The 16,134-nt window shown below is 52.7% G+C and carries 19 protein-coding genes; 4 read left to right on the top strand and 15 right to left on the bottom strand.

Annotation, left to right across the window (positions count from 1 at the left end):
• Window positions 1-58 precede the first annotated feature (58 nt).
• Window positions 59-268, top strand: coding sequence for a transcription antiterminator/RNA stability regulator CspE (gene cspE, locus C5523_RS19775; RefSeq protein WP_012542460.1), 210 nt, complete (start codon window positions 59-61; stop codon window positions 266-268).
• Between the two features lie 55 nt (window positions 269-323).
• On the opposite strand, the gene crcB is transcribed toward cspE, so the two are convergent.
• Window positions 324-707: a fluoride efflux transporter CrcB gene (crcB, locus tag C5523_RS19770; RefSeq protein WP_041852145.1), complete on the bottom strand. Its 384-nt coding sequence runs from the start codon at window positions 705-707 to the stop codon at window positions 324-326.
• Window positions 708-795: 88 nt separating this feature from the next.
• On the opposite strand from crcB, the gene C5523_RS19765 reads away from it, so the two are divergent.
• Both C5523_RS19765 and tatE read left to right on the top strand, forming a co-directional pair.
• Window positions 796-1,584 (top strand): deaminated glutathione amidase, encoded by a 789-nt coding sequence (locus C5523_RS19765; RefSeq protein WP_079498388.1) that lies wholly within the window; start codon window positions 796-798, stop codon window positions 1,582-1,584.
• 127 nt (window positions 1,585-1,711) lie between these two features.
• A complete protein-coding gene (gene tatE, locus C5523_RS19760) occupies window positions 1,712-1,915 on the top strand; it encodes a twin-arginine translocase subunit TatE (protein ID WP_041852143.1) in 204 nt (67 codons plus the stop codon).
• Between the two features lie 75 nt (window positions 1,916-1,990).
• On the opposite strand, the gene lipA is transcribed toward tatE, so the two are convergent.
• From lipA to C5523_RS19700, 11 genes are all read right to left on the bottom strand, one after another.
• The gene (gene lipA, locus C5523_RS19755; protein WP_041852142.1) at window positions 1,991-2,956 is read right to left on the bottom strand and encodes a lipoyl synthase; all 966 of its coding nucleotides are present in this window, start codon (window positions 2,954-2,956) and stop codon (window positions 1,991-1,993) included.
• A 209-nt stretch (window positions 2,957-3,165) separates the two neighbouring features.
• Window positions 3,166-4,119, bottom strand: coding sequence for a YbeF family transcriptional regulator (locus C5523_RS19750; protein WP_041852141.1), 954 nt, complete (start codon window positions 4,117-4,119; stop codon window positions 3,166-3,168).
• Between the two features lie 308 nt (window positions 4,120-4,427).
• Entirely contained in the window at window positions 4,428-5,069 is a 642-nt protein-coding gene (gene lipB / locus C5523_RS19745; protein ID WP_041852140.1) for a lipoyl(octanoyl) transferase LipB, read from the bottom strand.
• 88 nt (window positions 5,070-5,157) lie between these two features.
• A complete protein-coding gene (ybeD, locus tag C5523_RS19740; protein WP_007373847.1) occupies window positions 5,158-5,421 on the bottom strand; it encodes a DUF493 family protein YbeD in 264 nt (87 codons plus the stop codon).
• Window positions 5,422-5,523: 102 nt separating this feature from the next.
• Window positions 5,524-6,735: a D-alanyl-D-alanine carboxypeptidase DacA gene (gene dacA / locus C5523_RS19735; protein ID WP_041852139.1), complete on the bottom strand. Its 1,212-nt coding sequence runs from the start codon at window positions 6,733-6,735 to the stop codon at window positions 5,524-5,526.
• A gap of 138 nt (window positions 6,736-6,873) precedes the next feature.
• Window positions 6,874-8,019, bottom strand: coding sequence for an endolytic peptidoglycan transglycosylase RlpA (gene rlpA, locus C5523_RS19725; RefSeq protein ID WP_108701808.1), 1,146 nt, complete (start codon window positions 8,017-8,019; stop codon window positions 6,874-6,876).
• A gap of 10 nt (window positions 8,020-8,029) precedes the next feature.
• On the bottom strand, window positions 8,030-9,142 hold the full coding sequence (mrdB, locus tag C5523_RS19720) for a peptidoglycan glycosyltransferase MrdB (protein ID WP_041852137.1): 1,113 nt from the start codon (window positions 9,140-9,142) through the stop codon (window positions 8,030-8,032).
• A gap of 2 nt (window positions 9,143-9,144) precedes the next feature.
• Window positions 9,145-11,046 carry a peptidoglycan DD-transpeptidase MrdA gene (gene mrdA / locus C5523_RS19715; protein ID WP_041852136.1) on the bottom strand — a complete coding sequence of 634 codons (1,902 nt, stop codon included), beginning with the start codon at window positions 11,044-11,046 and terminating at the stop codon, window positions 9,145-9,147.
• A gap of 26 nt (window positions 11,047-11,072) precedes the next feature.
• Window positions 11,073-11,540, bottom strand: coding sequence for a 23S rRNA (pseudouridine(1915)-N(3))-methyltransferase RlmH (gene rlmH / locus C5523_RS19710; protein WP_041852135.1), 468 nt, complete (start codon window positions 11,538-11,540; stop codon window positions 11,073-11,075).
• Window positions 11,541-11,543: 3 nt separating this feature from the next.
• Window positions 11,544-11,861: a ribosome silencing factor gene (rsfS, locus tag C5523_RS19705; RefSeq protein WP_041852134.1), complete on the bottom strand. Its 318-nt coding sequence runs from the start codon at window positions 11,859-11,861 to the stop codon at window positions 11,544-11,546.
• A 262-nt stretch (window positions 11,862-12,123) separates the two neighbouring features.
• Entirely contained in the window at window positions 12,124-12,735 is a 612-nt protein-coding gene (locus C5523_RS19700; protein WP_041852272.1) for an adenosylcobalamin/alpha-ribazole phosphatase, read from the bottom strand.
• A 97-nt stretch (window positions 12,736-12,832) separates the two neighbouring features.
• Here C5523_RS19700 and cobD point away from each other — a divergent pair, with 97 nt between their 5' ends.
• Complete coding sequence (gene cobD, locus C5523_RS19695; protein ID WP_108701807.1) at window positions 12,833-13,924, top strand: threonine-phosphate decarboxylase CobD; 1,092 nt, start codon at window positions 12,833-12,835, stop codon at window positions 13,922-13,924.
• Here cobD and nadD read toward each other — a convergent pair.
• The 3 genes from nadD to lptE are packed head-to-tail and all read right to left on the bottom strand — an operon-like array spanning window position 13,899 to window position 16,121.
• Entirely contained in the window at window positions 13,899-14,540 is a 642-nt protein-coding gene (gene nadD, locus C5523_RS19690; protein ID WP_108702361.1) for a nicotinate-nucleotide adenylyltransferase, read from the bottom strand. The two genes, cobD and nadD, sit on opposite strands and share 26 nt — an antisense overlap.
• 1 nt (window position 14,541) lies before the next feature.
• Window positions 14,542-15,573: a DNA polymerase III subunit delta gene (holA, locus tag C5523_RS19685; RefSeq protein ID WP_041852131.1), complete on the bottom strand. Its 1,032-nt coding sequence runs from the start codon at window positions 15,571-15,573 to the stop codon at window positions 14,542-14,544.
• Window positions 15,573-16,121 carry an LPS assembly lipoprotein LptE gene (lptE, locus tag C5523_RS19680; RefSeq protein ID WP_108701806.1) on the bottom strand — a complete coding sequence of 183 codons (549 nt, stop codon included), beginning with the start codon at window positions 16,119-16,121 and terminating at the stop codon, window positions 15,573-15,575. Before lptE ends, holA begins: the two co-directional genes overlap by 1 nt.
• Window positions 16,122-16,134 lie beyond the last annotated feature (13 nt).

The raw sequence follows: 16,134 nt of genomic DNA, 5'->3' as shown, positions 1-16,134 counted from the left end.
TTGTTGTACTGTAACTCGACACAGCATTTGTGTCGTTTTTCATGTAAAGGTAATATTGATGTCTAAGATTAAAGGTAACGTTAAGTGGTTTAATGAATCCAAAGGATTCGGTTTCATTACTCCGGAAGATGGCAGCAAAGACGTGTTCGTACACTTCTCTGCAATCCAGAGCAATGGTTTCAAAACTCTGGCTGAAGGTCAGCGTGTAGAGTTCGAAATCACTAACGGTGCCAAAGGTCCTTCTGCTGCTAACGTAATGGCTATCTAAGTTAGCAATAAGACAGAATTTCAAAACCCGCCTCTAAGGCGGGTTTTTTTTGCCCTTAATTTGCATTCACGCTGGAAAACAACCAGAACGCGAGCGCCGTCATCGCAAATGATCCGAGCAGATTAACGGCCACGTTGAGCAAAGCCCAGCTAAAGCGCCCTTCCTGCAGTAAAAACACCACTTCGGCCGAAAATGTTGAAAAGGTCGTCAGACCGCCGCAAAAACCAGTGGTCAGTAACACCTTCCACATCGGGTCGATATGGGTCATGCGGTTAAACCAGGCCAGCCCCATGCCAATGATAAACGCGCCGGCTAAGTTCGCGGTCAGAGTCCCAAGGGGAATAGCGTGATGGGCGGGGTTAAATTTCATGCTGAGCGCCCAACGCGCCACGCTGCCAGTACCACCACCAATAAATACAGCTAAAAGAAGTTGTAACACGAGGAAATCCTGCTATTTGATTTGTTAGAGTGGTGAGTGTAGCGCCGAAGCGCAAGGCTGGCTATGGCGACAGAATCAGGAGAAAACGATGATTGTTGCAGCAGGGCAATTTGTGGTTACCCCGGACTGGCAAACGAATGCCCGGACGTGTGTAACATTGATGTCGCAAGCGGCACGCCAGCAGGCGTCGCTATTGGTACTTCCTGAGGCGTTACTGGCGCGAGATGACAACGACCCTCATATGTCTGTGAAATCGGCTCAGACGCTGGATGGCGGCTTTTTAAGCCTGTTGCTGGAAGAGAGCCGCCACAACAAGCTGACAACCATACTGACCCTCCATGTGCCTTCTGCGCCAGGCAGGGCGGTCAATACGCTGGTGGCGCTGCGCGAAGGGCGCATCATTGCCCATTACGGAAAACTTCATCTGTACGATGCATTTAACATGCAAGAGTCGGCTCGCGTGGATGCGGGGCATGAAATCGCACCATTAATTGACGTAGACGGGATGAAGGTTGGGTTAATGACCTGCTATGATCTGCGCTTCCCCGAGCTGGCATTGTCATTGGCGCTACAGGGGGCAGACATTCTGGCGCTTCCTGCTGCCTGGGTTCGGGGCCCGCTCAAAGAGCGGCACTGGGCGACGTTGCTGGCTGCACGAGCACTGGACACGACCTGTTATATCGTTGCGTCAGGGGAATGTGGCAATAAGAATATTGGCCTGAGTCAGGTGGTCGACCCTCAGGGGGTGGTTATTGCCGCAGCGGGAGAAGCCCCGCAGCTCATCATGGCGGAGATTACGCAGCAGCGCTTATCGCAGACACGGGAAAAACTACCGGTACTGCGCAACCGCCGTTTCGCTCCACCGCAACTGATGTGATGTTTTTTTAAACAACGCTTGATTCATCTCGTTACAGATTGCTATTGTGTGCGCGCGTCGAATGACCGTTAATGACATCAGGTTATAATGGTGCTTTACGCAGTCCGATTTATGAAAGAAGGTATCTATGGGTGAGATTAGTATTACCAAATTGCTGGTCGTGGCCGCACTGGTCATTCTGCTGTTTGGTACCAAAAAACTTCGTACGCTGGGCGGTGATCTGGGCACAGCGATCAAGGGCTTTAAAAAAGCCATGAACGACGATGACACCACGGCAAAGAAAACTGCGGAAGACGACGTTCCAGCCGAAAAGCTTTCTCATAAAGAGTAAGCCTGTTCGTGCAGCATAAAAAAACCGGCGCAATGGCCGGTTTTTTTATGGCAAGTGTAATCAGATATTACCGCATTATTTGACTTCAATACCTTTAGCTTGCAGGTCAGCGTGGTAGGACGAACGCACGAATGGACCGCATGCGGCATGGGTGAAGCCCATCGCCAGCGCTTCTGCTTTCATTTCGTCAAACTCTTCCGGGCTGACATAACGCTGTACAGGCAGGTGGTGACGGCTTGGCTGCAGATACTGGCCCAGCGTCAGCATGGTGACGCCGTGACGGCGCAGATCACGCATAACCTCGACGATTTCCGCATTAGTTTCGCCAAGTCCCACCATCAGACCAGACTTGGTTGGGATCTCCGGATGCGCTTCTTTAAAGCGTTCCAGCAGTTTCAGCGACCAGTTATAGTCTGCACCCGGACGGACCTGGCGGTAAACGCGCGGTACGTTCTCCAGGTTGTGGTTAAACACATCCGGCGGGGTAGCTGTCAAAATATCCAGCGCGCGGTCCATACGACCACGGAAGTCTGGTACCAGCGTCTCAATCTTGATTGCGGGGTTTTTGTCGCGAATCGCACTGATACAGTCAGCGAAATGCTGAGCACCACCATCGCGCAGATCGTCACGGTCTACGGAGGTAATCACGACGTAACGCAACGCCATATCAGAGATAGTTTGTGCCAGTTTTTTCGGCTCATTGGCATCCGGCGCAACAGGGCGGCCGTGCGCCACATCGCAGAACGGACAACGACGCGTACAGATAGCGCCGAGGATCATAAAGGTTGCCGTGCCGTGATTGAAACACTCTGCCAGGTTCGGGCAGGACGCTTCTTCGCAAACCGAGTGTAGCCCGTTCTTACGCATGGCCGCCTTGATACCCTGAATACGGGAGGAGTCAGCCGGAAGTTTGATTTTCATCCATTCCGGTTTTCTTAACAGGGCTTCGCGCTCTGTTGCCACGTTTTTAACCGGGATAAGGGCCATTTTATCGGCATCGCGGTACTTAACACCGCGTTCCATCACAATGGGTTTACTCATAGCGTGCGTGTTCCAGTTGCGGATAACGAAGTAAGTGTTTCAATTCAAGGGAATGTTGTATTTATCAACTATTTTTGAATTAATGACGTGCAGTATAGCACTGATAGAGGGCAGAAAGCAGCCTGGCAACTGGGCAAAATGTAAAATAGTTGTTGTTTTGTACCCTTTGCCCAATGGTAATTAGCCGTTTTGCCAGGCTGATATGAACTTCAGAATGCGCGGCGAATAACGTTGATAACGTTTTCAAGCACGGGGTCGCGAAGGCTTAACTTGTTGTAATACAGAGAAACATCCAGTCTTTCGTTACTGACTGGCGGAAAATCAATTTCCACCAGAGGCCAGCACGCGCTAAAAAGCTTGAACAGACGAGTCGGCATCAGCCCCAACATATCGCTGTTGCCAATCAGTGCTGCGATAGTGAACATATTGTAACTGCTAAAGCTGACGTGACGTTCAGGGAACAGATCCTGAACACGCTGACGCAACGCACTCAGGTTTTGTCCCTCTAGCATCAATAAGGTGTGTTCATAGTGTTGCAGGACATCTTCGTTGATCGTCGAGCGCAGGCAGGGGTGCCCTTCGCGACACACCAGCATCAGCCTGTCTGTATAGAGCGCATGATGGCTGAGAGTGCGTGCCGACGGGATATTGGTATCGATGATGAGATCGGTCTGGAACTGACTGAGCTGATTTTCGGCATCATGGATAGGGATGTTACGCATTACCAGATGTGGTGCGCTCTCTTTGATCGCCTGCCAGATGACGGGAATGACAATCGCGCCCAGCGAAGGCGGTGTGCCTATGGTAATGGTTCGCTGTTTATCATAACTTCCGGTGAGATCCAGCGCACCGAGAATCGACTCCAGACCCTGGCTGATATACTCATGTAAATGCGACGCATAGGCTGTTGGCGTCACGCCCTGGCCTTTACGAATAAAAAGCGGATCGGGAAATATTGTTCGTAATTTTTGAATGGATTGACTAATTGCGGACGGCGTCAGGTTAAGCACTCGCGCGGCATTCACAATCCCTTTGTGTACATATACTGCCTCAAAGATAGTCAATAAATTGAGGTCTATATTGCGTAACGTTCGGAAGATTTGCGGTTTATCATCTTCGGGTCGCTCGGCTATTCTCTGTTCCGGCAAGTTATTATAATCCACGCTTGTGCTCCGTAATCATTCACAATATGAATGATAGTTGAATTTATTATTTATGGTGATGTGTAATTTAAGCCGATTTTTTCTTCACATATCATCATTATGGATGGTTTTCAGCATGATGCAGGACATTAAGCTTAAATTTAATCCGGCTATGCGCAATTCGACGTAGCAGCAAATGTGCCACGCGTTGCGAATTAACCTGATCAGGCAGGTATTTTGAAAATAGAGAAGAGCGCTGCGGTTGTAAAGTATAACTGGGGGAAATATATAACGACTTGCTTAAAAAGCAAGCCGCTATACATCATATATTAAGTAGCGGTATATATATGCGGCGGATTGTTTAGCTGTGCTAAAAGATGGCTAATAAGCATAGGTCTTATTTTGTCCATATTGGCATCAGGCGTGAAATGTTTTACCTGTGTCATTTCCATCCCCGCATACCCACAAGGATTGATGCGTAAAAAAGGGGTTAGATCCATCGCTATATTTAACGCCAGGCCATGAAATGAGCAACCTTTACGGATGCGCAACCCCAGCGAACAGATCTTTTTATCCTGCACATAAACACCCGGAGCATCGGCGCGCGCACGCGCCTCAATACCCAATTCCGCCAGCGTATCGATGACAGTTTGTTCCATCACGGTGACGAGTTCGCGGACGCCAAGTTTGCGACGCTTGAGGTTTATTAATATGTACATGACCTGCTGACCGGGACCATGATAAGTGACCTGGCCTCCGCGATCGCTTTGTATTACCGGAATATCACCCGGCGAGAGGACATGTTCAGCTTTACCTGCCTGGCCCTGGGTGAATACCGGGTTGTGTTCAACCAGCCAGATTTCGTCAGGCGTGCTCTCGGTGCGGGTTTCCGTGAATTCATGCATTGCCTCCGACACAGGGTCGTAGGGTTGCAGGCCAAGGTTACGGATTAGGATTGTATCCTGAGACAAAACAGCATCTCCGGGAGAAGAAAAGGTGAGGGGAGTATATCACAGAGAGGGTGTTACCCGACCAGCGGCCCGGTAACACCTGGCTTCATTACAGCACCATACGAACAATTTCGATATTGCCCAGTTCTTCGTACAGAGTCTCAACTTGCTCAATATGCGTGGCGGTGATGGTGATGGATACCGAGTGGTAATTGCCTTTGCTGCTCGGTTTTACCTGCGGAGAGTAATCACCGGGCGCATGGCGCTGTACCACTTCAACCACCAGATCAACCAGCTCTGGTTTCGCCAGTCCCATCACTTTGTATGTAAAGGGAGTCGGGAATTCAAGCAGTTCTTTGAGATTGGTTTTCATGTCAGCTCCGGCGTAAAAATAATAACTCCTGCCGAAAGGGCAGGAGTTTATTGAGATGCTTAGTATATGGGGACGTAAATCACACTTTCAAGTGTTCGTTTTTTAGCCGAACCAGTGGTGGAACATCAGCTTGATATAGTCGATGATTTTGCCGAAGAAATTCCCTTCCTGGATTTCCTGCAGCACGACCAGAGGGCGTTGTTCGATGGTTTTGCCGTCCAACTGGAAGTTAATCGTGCCAACCACCTGATTTTTCTGCAACGGTGCGTGCAGTTCGCTGGTGCTTAAAACATAACTTGCTTTCAGGTCTTTCATGCGACCACGTGGGATTGTCAGGTATACGTCTTTATCAACACCCAACGAAGCGCGATCGTTATCACCGAACCAGGCTGGCTCAGAGGCGAATTCTTTGCCTGCTTTCAGCGGGCTTACGGTTTCGAAGAAACGGAAACCCCATGTCAGCAGTTTTTTACTTTCGGCCTCACGCCCTTTGAATGTTCTGCCACCCATGACTGCGGAGATCAGACGCATCTGGCCTTCGGTTGCAGAAGCCACCAGGTTGTAACCCGCTTTGTCTGTGTGACCCGTTTTAATACCGTCGACATTCAGGCTGTTATCCCACAGCAGGCCGTTACGGTTGGTCTGGCGGATACCGTTAAAGGTGAACTCTTTCTCTTTGTAGATGGAGTATTCGTTTGGCACATCACGAATCAATGCCTGGCCAATCAGAGCCATGTCACGCGCTGAGCTGTATTGACCCTCTGCATCCAGACCATGAACCGTCTGGAAGTGGGAGTTCTGCAGGCCAAGCGCTTTAACGTAGTTATTCATCAGACCGACAAAGGCGTCCTGGCTGCCGGCAACATAATCGGCCATCGCCACACAGGCGTCGTTACCAGACTGCAGGTTGATACCACGGATGAGCTGGGAAACCGGAACTTGCATACCCGGTTTCAGGAACATCAGAGAAGAGCCACGGAACACCGGGTTGCCGGTCGCCCATGCGTCATTGCCGATAGTGACCAGATCGCTGTCTTTGAATTTACCCGCTTTCATTGCCTGGCCGATGACGTAGCTGGTCATCATTTTCGTCAGGCTGGCCGGATCGCGGCGTGAATCGGCGTTCTGTTCGGTCAACACCTTGCCGGAGTTGTAATCGATGAGGATCCAGGATTCGGCATCAATCTGTGGGGCGCCAGGAATCATGGTCTTGATGTTGAGATCATCGGCATGGGCTGCGCCGAGGGTTGCGGCAGTGAGTGCCGTGGTGAGCGCCAGGCGCTGTACGAAACGAACGGAGAGAGTGGTCTTCATGGTCTGAACAACGACATCCGTGATGGAGTTAAAAAAAGTGCCCTACTATAGCAAAAGCTATTCTGACAGGCATCCGACTTTCCGCATGACTTTGTTAATGCTGTTTACACTGGTTGACAAAGTCAGATGCCAAATCTGTTATTGCGCGTTGGTCACGAAAGACTGTAACTGCGCTTCATTTTGCAGACGCTGTTGTAATGCACTGGCGTCCGACTTATTGGTAAATGGACCAAGCTGAATACGCCACACAGCACCGTTTTGTACCACCCGCCCCGGCACAGAAAATTGCTGGGCCAGGCGCTGCTGGTACTGCTGCGCGCGAGTTTGATCGCTGACTGCGCCAACCTGCACCATATAACTTCCGCTGGCCGCAACCGGCGCGGCTGATGTCGCAACGTGGCCCTGTACTGAACCTGGCGCGGTGATCGGCGCCGTCACGGGGGCGGTGCGTGTTACCGGTGCCGCTACCACTGGCGCAGCGGCACCGGGGGGCGTGGTCTGCGTCGTCACCGCGGGCGCTGCGGGTTCGCTGCCCTCAAGTACGCCAGCATGCAGCGGCGTCGGCGCACCCAGGAAACCGCCGCTACTTACTGGCTTTGTGTTTTCATCCCCTTTCAGCGTTGAATTGCTGATCATTCGCACATTGTCAGGAGCAGGCTGCGGTTGTGACGCGCCATTACCGCTTAAATCCGGTAGTGCCGGCAGGGCATAGGTCTGCTTCGCGATAGTGGTACAAACCGTACCCGGACCGGACATGGAACCGTCCTGCGCCACAATGATCGGGTCGATGCGCACTTTGGTATTGTTCGACGTATTCAGGCGATCCGCTGCCGCACGTGACAATGAGATCACGCGATCGTTACCATAAGGGCCGCGATCGTTGATGCGTACCACCACCATGCGGCCATTGGCCAGGTTGGTAATACGGGCATAACTCGGAACGGGCAGCGTCGGATGCGCGGCGGTCAGTTGTAACGGATCGAACGCTTCTCCCGTCGCGGTTAAATTGCTGCCTGGCTCCGCATCGTAGATAGCGGCGAACCCAGCCTGGCTGAACTGCGAAGGGTTCTGCACAATTTTGTAGCTTTTGCCGTCGCGCTCGTAATCCTGGTTTGCCGAAGGATTCGGCGTCTCAAAACGAGGCTCCGCGCCGCTGATTTCAACGACCGGACCGCTGCACACCGGAGTAGGCGGCGCGACCATCGTCTTTTGCTGACCATCATCACTTGAACATGACGCCAGCAATACTGCTGCTATACAGACACCTGGCCATTGCTTACGCATTGCGCACCCCTTATACGCTTTTTGATAACATCTTCCTGTGGGTATGAATCGACATCACGATACCAAACCCCGCCATCAGTACAATCAGGGCCGAGCCCCCGTAACTTACCAGCGGCAACGGTACGCCCACCACCGGCAAGATACCACTCACCATACCAATATTTACGAATACATAAACGAATAAAATCAACATCAAACCGCCCGCCATGACCCGGCCAAAGGTGGTTTGCGCGCGCGCGGCAATCCATAAGCCACGCATGATCAGCAGTACATAAAGCCCGAGCAGGATCAAAATACCAATCAGCCCCAACTCTTCGGCAAGGACGGCAAAGATAAAGTCGGTGTGGCGTTCAGGTAAAAACTCCAGCTGTGACTGCGTACCGTGCAGCCAGCCTTTCCCCTGCAACCCACCGGAGCCGATGGCGATTTTCGACTGAATAATATGATAGCCTGCGCCGAGCGGATCGGTTTCCGGATCGAGCAACATCATCACGCGCTGGCGTTGATAATCGTGCATCAGGAAGAACCACAATATGGGTATAAATGCCGCTATCAGCAGAACGGCCACTAAGATGAGGCGCCAGCTCAGGCCGGATAAAAACAGCACGAAAAGACCGGACATAGCGATAAGAATGGCGGTACCGAGGTCGGGCTGGGCGGCCACCAGCAGCGTTGGCATAAATATCAGCACCAGCGCAATCGCGGTGTTTTTCAACGATGGCGGACAGACATCGCGGTTAATAAAACGCGCCACCATGAGCGGTACGGCAATTTTCGCAATTTCCGAGGGCTGGAAACGCACGATGCCTAAATCAAGCCAGCGCTGAGCACCTTTGGAGATCGCCCCGAAAGCATCAACGGCGACCAGCAGGATGACGCAAAAAACATACAGATAGGGTGCCCAGCCTTCATAGACGCGTGGTGGGACCTGCGCCAGTACAACCATCGCGATAAGGCCCATGGCTATCTGGCCGACTTTACGCTCCGTCATGCCGATATCCTGCCCGCTGGCGCTCCAGATAACCATCGCGCTATAGAACAGCAGAGCCAGCACAATCAGCAAGAAGGCGGGATCGATATGGATTTTATCCCAGAACGATTTTTTGTTCGGATTATCCGTCATGATTATTGGTCCTCTGCCGCTGTTGATGCCGGGTTTTCCGACGGCAATTCAGTGTTGTTGTCGCCAAGCATTATATGGTCAAGGATTTGGCGCATAATCGTACCGACCGCAGGGCCGGCGCCGCCGTTTTCCAGGATCATTGCAACCGCAACCTGGGGATTATCATAGGGCGCGAACGCCGTCATCAGCTTATGGTCACGCAGACGTTCGGCGATGCGATGTGCGTTATAGGTTTCGTTAGCTTTCAGCCCGAAGACCTGGGCTGTACCGGATTTCGCCGCGACTTTGTACGGTGAACCGGCAAAATATTTATGCCCGGTACCGTTCGGGCGGTTCGCCACGCCGTACATCCCATCTTTGGCGATTTCCCAGAAGCCGGAGTGCACATCGCCAACCTGTTTTTGCGGCGGCTGTTGCCATGGAACCTGTTTACCGTCTTCCGTCGTACTCATTAACAAGTGCGGCACTTTGACAATGCCGTCGTTAATCAGCGTCATCATCGCTTTGTTCATTTGTACTGGCGTTGCGGTCCAGTAACCCTGGCCAATCCCGACGGGAATCGTGTCCCCCTGGTACCAGGGTTTCTTAAAGCGTTTAAGCTTCCATTCGCGCGTTGGCATATTACCCGAGCGCTCTTCGGCCAGATCGATACCGGTATACTGACCGTAACCAAACTTGGTCAGCCACTCGGCAAGGCGGTCGATGCCCATGTCGTAGGCGACCTGATAGAAAAAGGTGTCCGCTGACTCTTCCAGTGATTTGGTGACATTCAGGCGGCCATGCCCCCACTTTTTCCAGTCACGATAGCGTTTTTCAGAGCCTGGCAGTTGCCACCAGCCCGGATCGAAAAGGGTGGTGTTGCGAGTGATCACCCCGGCGCTCAGGGCAGAGACGGCAACATAGGGTTTCACCGTCGATGCAGGCGGGTAAACCCCTTGCGTGGCGCGGTTCACCAACGGTGTGTTCGGATCGTTGAGCAGCGCGGTGTAATCCTTGCTGGAGATGCCGTCGACAAACAGGTTCGGATCATAGCTCGGTGTAGAGACCAGCGCGAGAATGGCACCATTGCGCGGGTCGGTCACCACGACCGCCGCACGGCTGCCCTGCAACAGGGTTTCGATATATTGCTGCAGTTTTAAATCCAGCGTCAGGTAGATGTCATGCCCGGCTTGCGGTGGCACTTCTTTTAACTGGCGAATCACGCGCCCGCGGTTGTTAACTTCGACCTCTTCGTAACCGGTCTGTCCGTGCAGCACATCTTCGTAATAGCGTTCGATGCCGAGCTTGCCTATGTCATGCGTGGCGGCGTAGTTCGCCAGCTTGCCTTCTTTATCCAGCCGTTCGACGTCTTTATCGTTTATTTTGGATACGTAGCCAATCACGTGCGTCAGCGCTGAGCCGAACGGATAGTAACGGCGTTTATAGCCTTTTACTTCCACGCCAGGGAAGCGATATTGATTGACCGCGAAGCGCGCCACCTGAACTTCGTTGAGGTTGGCTTTGACCGGAATCGAGGTAAAGCGATGGGAGCGGGAGCGCTCCTTTTTGAAGTTAGCAATGTCCTCATCGGTCAGGTCCACCACGTCACGCAACGCATTGAGTGTTTGCTCAACGTTGTCGACCTTTTCCGGCATCATCTCAATCTGATAGATCGTGCGGTTCAGCGCCAGCGGCGTGCCGTTGCGATCGTAGATAATGCCGCGGCTTGGCGGAATAGGTACCAGTTTGATGCGGTTCTCGTTAGAACGCGTCTGGTAGTCAGCATGACGGACAATTTGCAGATTATAAAGGTTGGCGATAAGCACGCCGGTGAGCAGCAAAATCCCTGCAAAAGCGACAAGGGCCCGGCGCACAAACAGCGCAGACTCAGCCGAATAGTCGCGAAAAGAATTCTGTAATTTCATCCGCTGCTTAGTTTACCTGGTGGTCATTACTCACGATGATAAGGATGGTTGGTCGTGATGCTCCATGCGCGATACAAGCTTTCCGCCACCAGCACACGCACCAGCGGGTGAGGAAGCGTCAGCGCAGAGAGTGACCAGCTTTGTTCTGCCGCAGCTTTACAGGCGGGGGATAACCCTTCCGGCCCGCCGATAAGCAGGCTGACGTCACGTCCATCCTGTTTCCAGCGTTCCAGTTCATTTGCCAGTTGCGGCGTATCCCAGGGTTTACCGGGGATATCGAGGGTGACGATCCGATTTTTACCTGCCGCAGCAAGCATCAGTTCACCCTCTTTGTCGAGAATACGCTTGATATCTGCGTTTTTGCCGCGCTTGCCCGCCGGGATTTCCACCAGCTCAAAAGGCATATCTTTCGGGAAACGACGCAGATATTCAGTAAACCCGGTTTGTACCCAGTCCGGCATTTTTGTGCCGACGGCTACCAGTTGCAGCTTCACGCATTAACCCCAGAGTTTTTCCAGCTCATACAGGCGACGGCTCTCTTCCTGCATCACATGGACGATGACATCACCCAGGTCTACGACGATCCAGTCAGCGACATTTTCACCTTCCACTCCCAGAGGAAGCATACCCGCAGCACGAGATTCCTGAACCACATGATCCGCGATGGACATGACGTGGCGTGTGGATGTGCCGGTGCAGATAATCATACAGTCGGTGATACTGGATTTGCCGTGAACGTCGAGTGCGACGATGTCCTGACCTTTCAGGTCATCAATTTTGTCGATTACAAAATCCTGGAGTGCTTTACCCTGCAAGTGTTCCCCCTGGGGTGTACATGAAAACGGTGTAAATAAATGGCCTGACATTATACCTGAACTGCGACCATTGTCGGGACAAATGTCCGACCCTGGCTTTTAAAAAGTGGGCTATCATCCCACCCCATGAGTGAGATTGCATCGCCATTTTTGTAAAACAATTTCTATAAGGCCGCAGATAGCGGTGCGGAGGATAGCAGCCTGTCCGTGTGTGTCAATGACCTGACCCGCGGGAGAGGCGTGCCGGGTGAAAAAACGGCCGTTAATCCTCCGCTTGCCACACCGCGCGGCTGTTGAGAACGCGTAACATGGAAAAATCATCATGGATATCCATTGCGCTCCAGGTGCCCTGGTCTACGCGAAAATGCCATAACGACGCCGCTGGCATCTTAAGTAAACTGGCGATGAGCAGACTCAATACGCCCTGATGGCTGACGATCAGCAGATTTTCCGCCGGGCCCCAGTTGGGGAGCTGGCTGATAAAATCTTGTACACGTGCGGAGAACGCCTGAAAACCTTCTCCGTTGGTCGGAATGGCGTTCTGCCAGTCGGCGCACCATGCGGCATAGCTCTGCGGATCTTCCCGGGTAAGGTCCCGGTGGTGGCGCATCTCCCAGTCGCCAAAAAACATCTCATTGAGCAACGGCGTTGCGTGTTGAACGATATTGCGATCGCTCAGGACCAGCCGTGCCGTGTGTTGCGCACGTTCGAGTTCGCTGCAGATCACCCGGTCGAAAGGCACTTCACGAAGCAGGTGATGTAGCGTTTGCGCCTGTGAAATCCCCTTTGCGGTTAGCGGGGTAGGTGAGTGCCCACTGTAGAGTCCTGCAACATTTGCTTCGGTTTCGCCATGTCGAATCAACCAGAGTCGCATTGTTTTCTCCCGTGCGGTTTTCTGCACGAAGTTTATCATTACACCCTTATTCCTGGTGGCTTTTCGTTTAAAATAACGCTTTTGCCCGGAGCAGAAGATGGCTTTATTTCACAGCGCACACGGCGGAAATATCCGTGAGGCCGCTGCTATGGTGGGTGTTTCAGCCGAGGATTTATTGGATTTCAGTGCGAATATCAACCCGGCAGGTATGCCCGCGTCATTGAAACACGCTTTACTGAATAATTTTGCCGTGGCTGAGCGCTACCCGGATCCTGAGTATCAGCAATTACATCAGGCGCTTGCCGCACATCATCAGGTTCCTGCCGACTGGATCCTCGCGGGCAACGGTGAAACTGAATCAATATTTACGTTGGTGAAAGGCCTTCTGCCGCGCCGGGTGATGCTCGTCACGCCGGGGTTTGCCGAATATCGCCGCGCCTTGCAGCTTTCCGGGTGTGATATCGTCGATTATGTGCTGCGTGAAGAGGATGGCTGGCAGATTACCGGGGCGATTCTTGACGCACTCACCGGTGGCGTTGACTGCCTGTTCCTCTGTACTCCCAACAATCCCACCGGCCTGTTGCCAGATGCTTCACTGTTGCATGATATTGCCGCACGCTGTAAGCAGCTCGGCATCACACTGGTGCTGGATGAAGCCTTTATGGATTTCCTTAGCGATCGCGACGGATTTATCCCCCATCTGGCGGACAATCCGCATATTTGGGTGCTGCGTTCCCTGACCAAATTTTACGCTATTCCGGGGCTACGTCTGGGGTATTTGCTCAGCAGTAACACACATCTTGTCACCCGTATGCGCCAGCAGCAGATGCCCTGGTCTATTAACGCGTTTGCGGCGCTGGCGGGAGAGGTGGTTTTAAACGATAGCGCGTATCAAAAAGAAACATGGCAATGGCTCAACACGGAACGACCGCGCTTGCGTCAGGCGCTGGAAAATTTGCCTGGGTTATTCGTCTGGCCGGGCGTGGCGAATTATCTCTTCTTGCGCTGTGATGCAGGCATTGACCTACAGCAGGCGTTGCTCCGCCAGCACATTTTGATTCGCAGTTGCGCCAACTATCCTGGGCTCGACGAGCGTTACTACCGTGTTGCGGTACGCAGCGCGTCAGAAAACGATCGGCTGATTGAGGCGCTGGATAGCGTCCTCAGCGATAGAGGCCATGCTGATTGATATAATTGAGTACCGTGGCGGGAAGCAGGTCATCGCAATTCTCGCCTCTTTCCAGCCTTTCGCGGATGAGTGTGGCGGAAATGTTGAACCATGGCGTTTCCGCTAAATAGATTTTCCCGGCAGGCAGGGTATGCAAATCATCCGCGTTATGTGTCAGATGGTCTTCCAGCCACTGCTGATCGGCCTCATTCTCCATGGCTAACGGGTAACCGGGGCGGCGGCAGACAATCAAATGGCTGTTGTTCAGAATAGTTTCATAGTGATGCCATGTCGGAAACGTTAACAGCGAGTCCTGACCAATAATGAAGGCCAGTGAGCGCTTTGGCCCCTGTTCTTCTCGCCACGCCTGCAAAGTTTGCGCCGTGTACGAGGGGCTCTCCCGCCGCAGTTCGCGCTCATCAAGGGCAAAAAGCGGTTTGTCGCTGATAGCCAGTTCCACCATTGCTTTACGCTGTACGCTTGTCGCCTCAGGCTGTGGGCGATGGGGAGGGACGTTATTGGGCATGATAATGACGCGTGACAGCCCAATCTGGTTTGCCAGTGCTTCGACCGGTTTCAGGTGCCCGTAGTGAATAGGATCAAATGTACCGCCAAAAAGTGCCTGCAACTGATTCATATCAACCATCAATAAAAACGTCTGCCAGTGCCTTATGACAGAGTAGCAGAGAAAGTCCTTCCAGCTCTGCCCATACCGACTGACCAAAATCCTGTTTCACAATCAATTCAATACGCGTAAGCAGATGAACAGCCTGGCGCAGTTGCTCATTGCTCAGACGTTGTAGCGCTTCACCGATAAGGCCGCGCCGATTTTGCCAGACCCGGTGTTTATCAAACAGCGAACGCAGCGGCGTATGGGCAGACTGCCGTTTTAGCGTCACCAGTAACGTCAGCTCACGCTGGATAGTACGCAGCAGGATAATCGGTTCGCTGGCTTCGAGTTTAAGCTGATGCAGTATATGAAGCGCACGTTTGCTTTTCCCTGCCAGCAGGGCGTCTACCCAGTGAAATGGCGTAAAGTGAGCGGCATCGTTAACGGCCTGTTCCACGCGCGGTAGCGTCAGCTTACCGTCCGGGAAGAGCAGCGCCAGCCTTTCTAGCGCCTGCGCGGCGGCCAATAGATTCCCTTCGTAGCAATAGCAAAGCAACTGATTGGCGGCGTCGTCCAGTTGCAGGTTGTTCTGCTTCGCACGTGCGGCAACCCAACGGGGTAGATTGGCCTGCTCCGGGGTCTGACAACTGACCGAAACGCTGCGATTGGCCAGAGCAGTATACCAGGCGGCATTTTCCTGGGCCTTCGTCAGCTTATTGCCACGCACAATCAATATCAGATCATCATGAAGCAGGCCCACCAGCATGGCGAGGCGTTCATTAAGCGCGGCGTTAGGGCCATTTTCCGGCAACTGTAATGACAGTATCTGGCGGCTGGCAAACAGGCTGAGCGCCTGGCAGATCGCGTAGATAGCATCCCAGTCCGTGCTGGCATCAATGGTGAAAGCGTGATGTTCGGTGAAGTCTTGTGCGAAGGCCGCCTGACGTACGGCGTCATGGCTTTCCTGCAATAAAAGAGGGTCATTACCGAGCAGTAAATACGCCGCGCGCAGCCCTTCATTGAGCTGCGCGCGGAGTTGTTCCGGATACAACTTAAGCATTAGCTACCCGGTTTTGCCGCAGGACGCGCGGAAGGCGGGTTTTTTTCGTTATCTGCCGCTTGTACGCTAGACAGTTTGCGAATCAGTTGTTCTGCCGCCTTGTCGTACATTTCCTGCAGGATGATGTCCTGTTCGGCATCTTTCGCCAGCGCCGTCTGCGGGTTATCAAAGAACGAACGATACACACTGGTAGTGATCGGGTAGATGTCATGGCCCGGAATCAGTACGCTGGCGTTAACGGTCATCACCAACTGATACTCAGCAGTGCGTCCATCCTGGAAAATAGACGCAGTATCACGTGAGAGAGACATGACACCAAGGCGAAGGGAAGGCACATCCTTACGCAATGAGCCTTTCTCCACCAGTTCCACGCCATTCAGCCGCAACTGATTACGTACAGCACGGCTAAGAGGACCGTTCGGATCTGCTGAATCAAAGATTATTGTGTTCATATTGCCCGGCACCTGCGTCGTATTACGCAAGTGCCAGCCGCATCCGGCGGTGAGAAGCACCGCCAGAGATAACAACCATGTTGCCAGATATCGCACGCTTCCTCCCGCG

This window comes from Phytobacter sp. SCO41 (genome assembly GCF_003073275.1).
Taxonomy (GTDB): domain Bacteria; phylum Pseudomonadota; class Gammaproteobacteria; order Enterobacterales; family Enterobacteriaceae; genus Phytobacter; species Phytobacter diazotrophicus.
Note: the sequence above shows the minus strand (reverse complement) of the source record. Positions and strands in the feature narration are given on the sequence as shown.

What these genes read in the sequence shown, in the direction of transcription:
- C5523_RS19700 (WP_041852272.1), bottom strand. Translation starts at nt 12,735, where the DNA reads ATGCGACTCTGGTTGATTCGACATGGCGAAACCGAAGCAAATGTTGCA.
- rlpA (WP_108701808.1), bottom strand. Translation starts at nt 8,019, where the DNA reads ATGCGTAAGCAATGGCCAGGTGTCTGTATAGCAGCAGTATTGCTGGCG.
- ybeD (WP_007373847.1), bottom strand. Translation starts at nt 5,421, where the DNA reads ATGAAAACCAATCTCAAAGAACTGCTTGAATTCCCGACTCCCTTTACA.
- tatE (WP_041852143.1), top strand. Translation starts at nt 1,712, where the DNA reads ATGGGTGAGATTAGTATTACCAAATTGCTGGTCGTGGCCGCACTGGTC.
- cobD (WP_108701807.1), top strand. Translation starts at nt 12,833, where the DNA reads ATGGCTTTATTTCACAGCGCACACGGCGGAAATATCCGTGAGGCCGCT.
- cspE (WP_012542460.1), top strand. Translation starts at nt 59, where the DNA reads ATGTCTAAGATTAAAGGTAACGTTAAGTGGTTTAATGAATCCAAAGGA.
- dacA (WP_041852139.1), bottom strand. Translation starts at nt 6,735, where the DNA reads ATGAAGACCACTCTCTCCGTTCGTTTCGTACAGCGCCTGGCGCTCACC.
- nadD (WP_108702361.1), bottom strand. Translation starts at nt 14,540, where the DNA reads ATGAATCAGTTGCAGGCACTTTTTGGCGGTACATTTGATCCTATTCAC.
- mrdA (WP_041852136.1), bottom strand. Translation starts at nt 11,046, where the DNA reads ATGAAATTACAGAATTCTTTTCGCGACTATTCGGCTGAGTCTGCGCTG.
- lipA (WP_041852142.1), bottom strand. Translation starts at nt 2,956, where the DNA reads ATGAGTAAACCCATTGTGATGGAACGCGGTGTTAAGTACCGCGATGCC.
- C5523_RS19765 (WP_079498388.1), top strand. Translation starts at nt 796, where the DNA reads ATGATTGTTGCAGCAGGGCAATTTGTGGTTACCCCGGACTGGCAAACG.
- holA (WP_041852131.1), bottom strand. Translation starts at nt 15,573, where the DNA reads ATGCTTAAGTTGTATCCGGAACAACTCCGCGCGCAGCTCAATGAAGGG.
- mrdB (WP_041852137.1), bottom strand. Translation starts at nt 9,142, where the DNA reads ATGACGGATAATCCGAACAAAAAATCGTTCTGGGATAAAATCCATATC.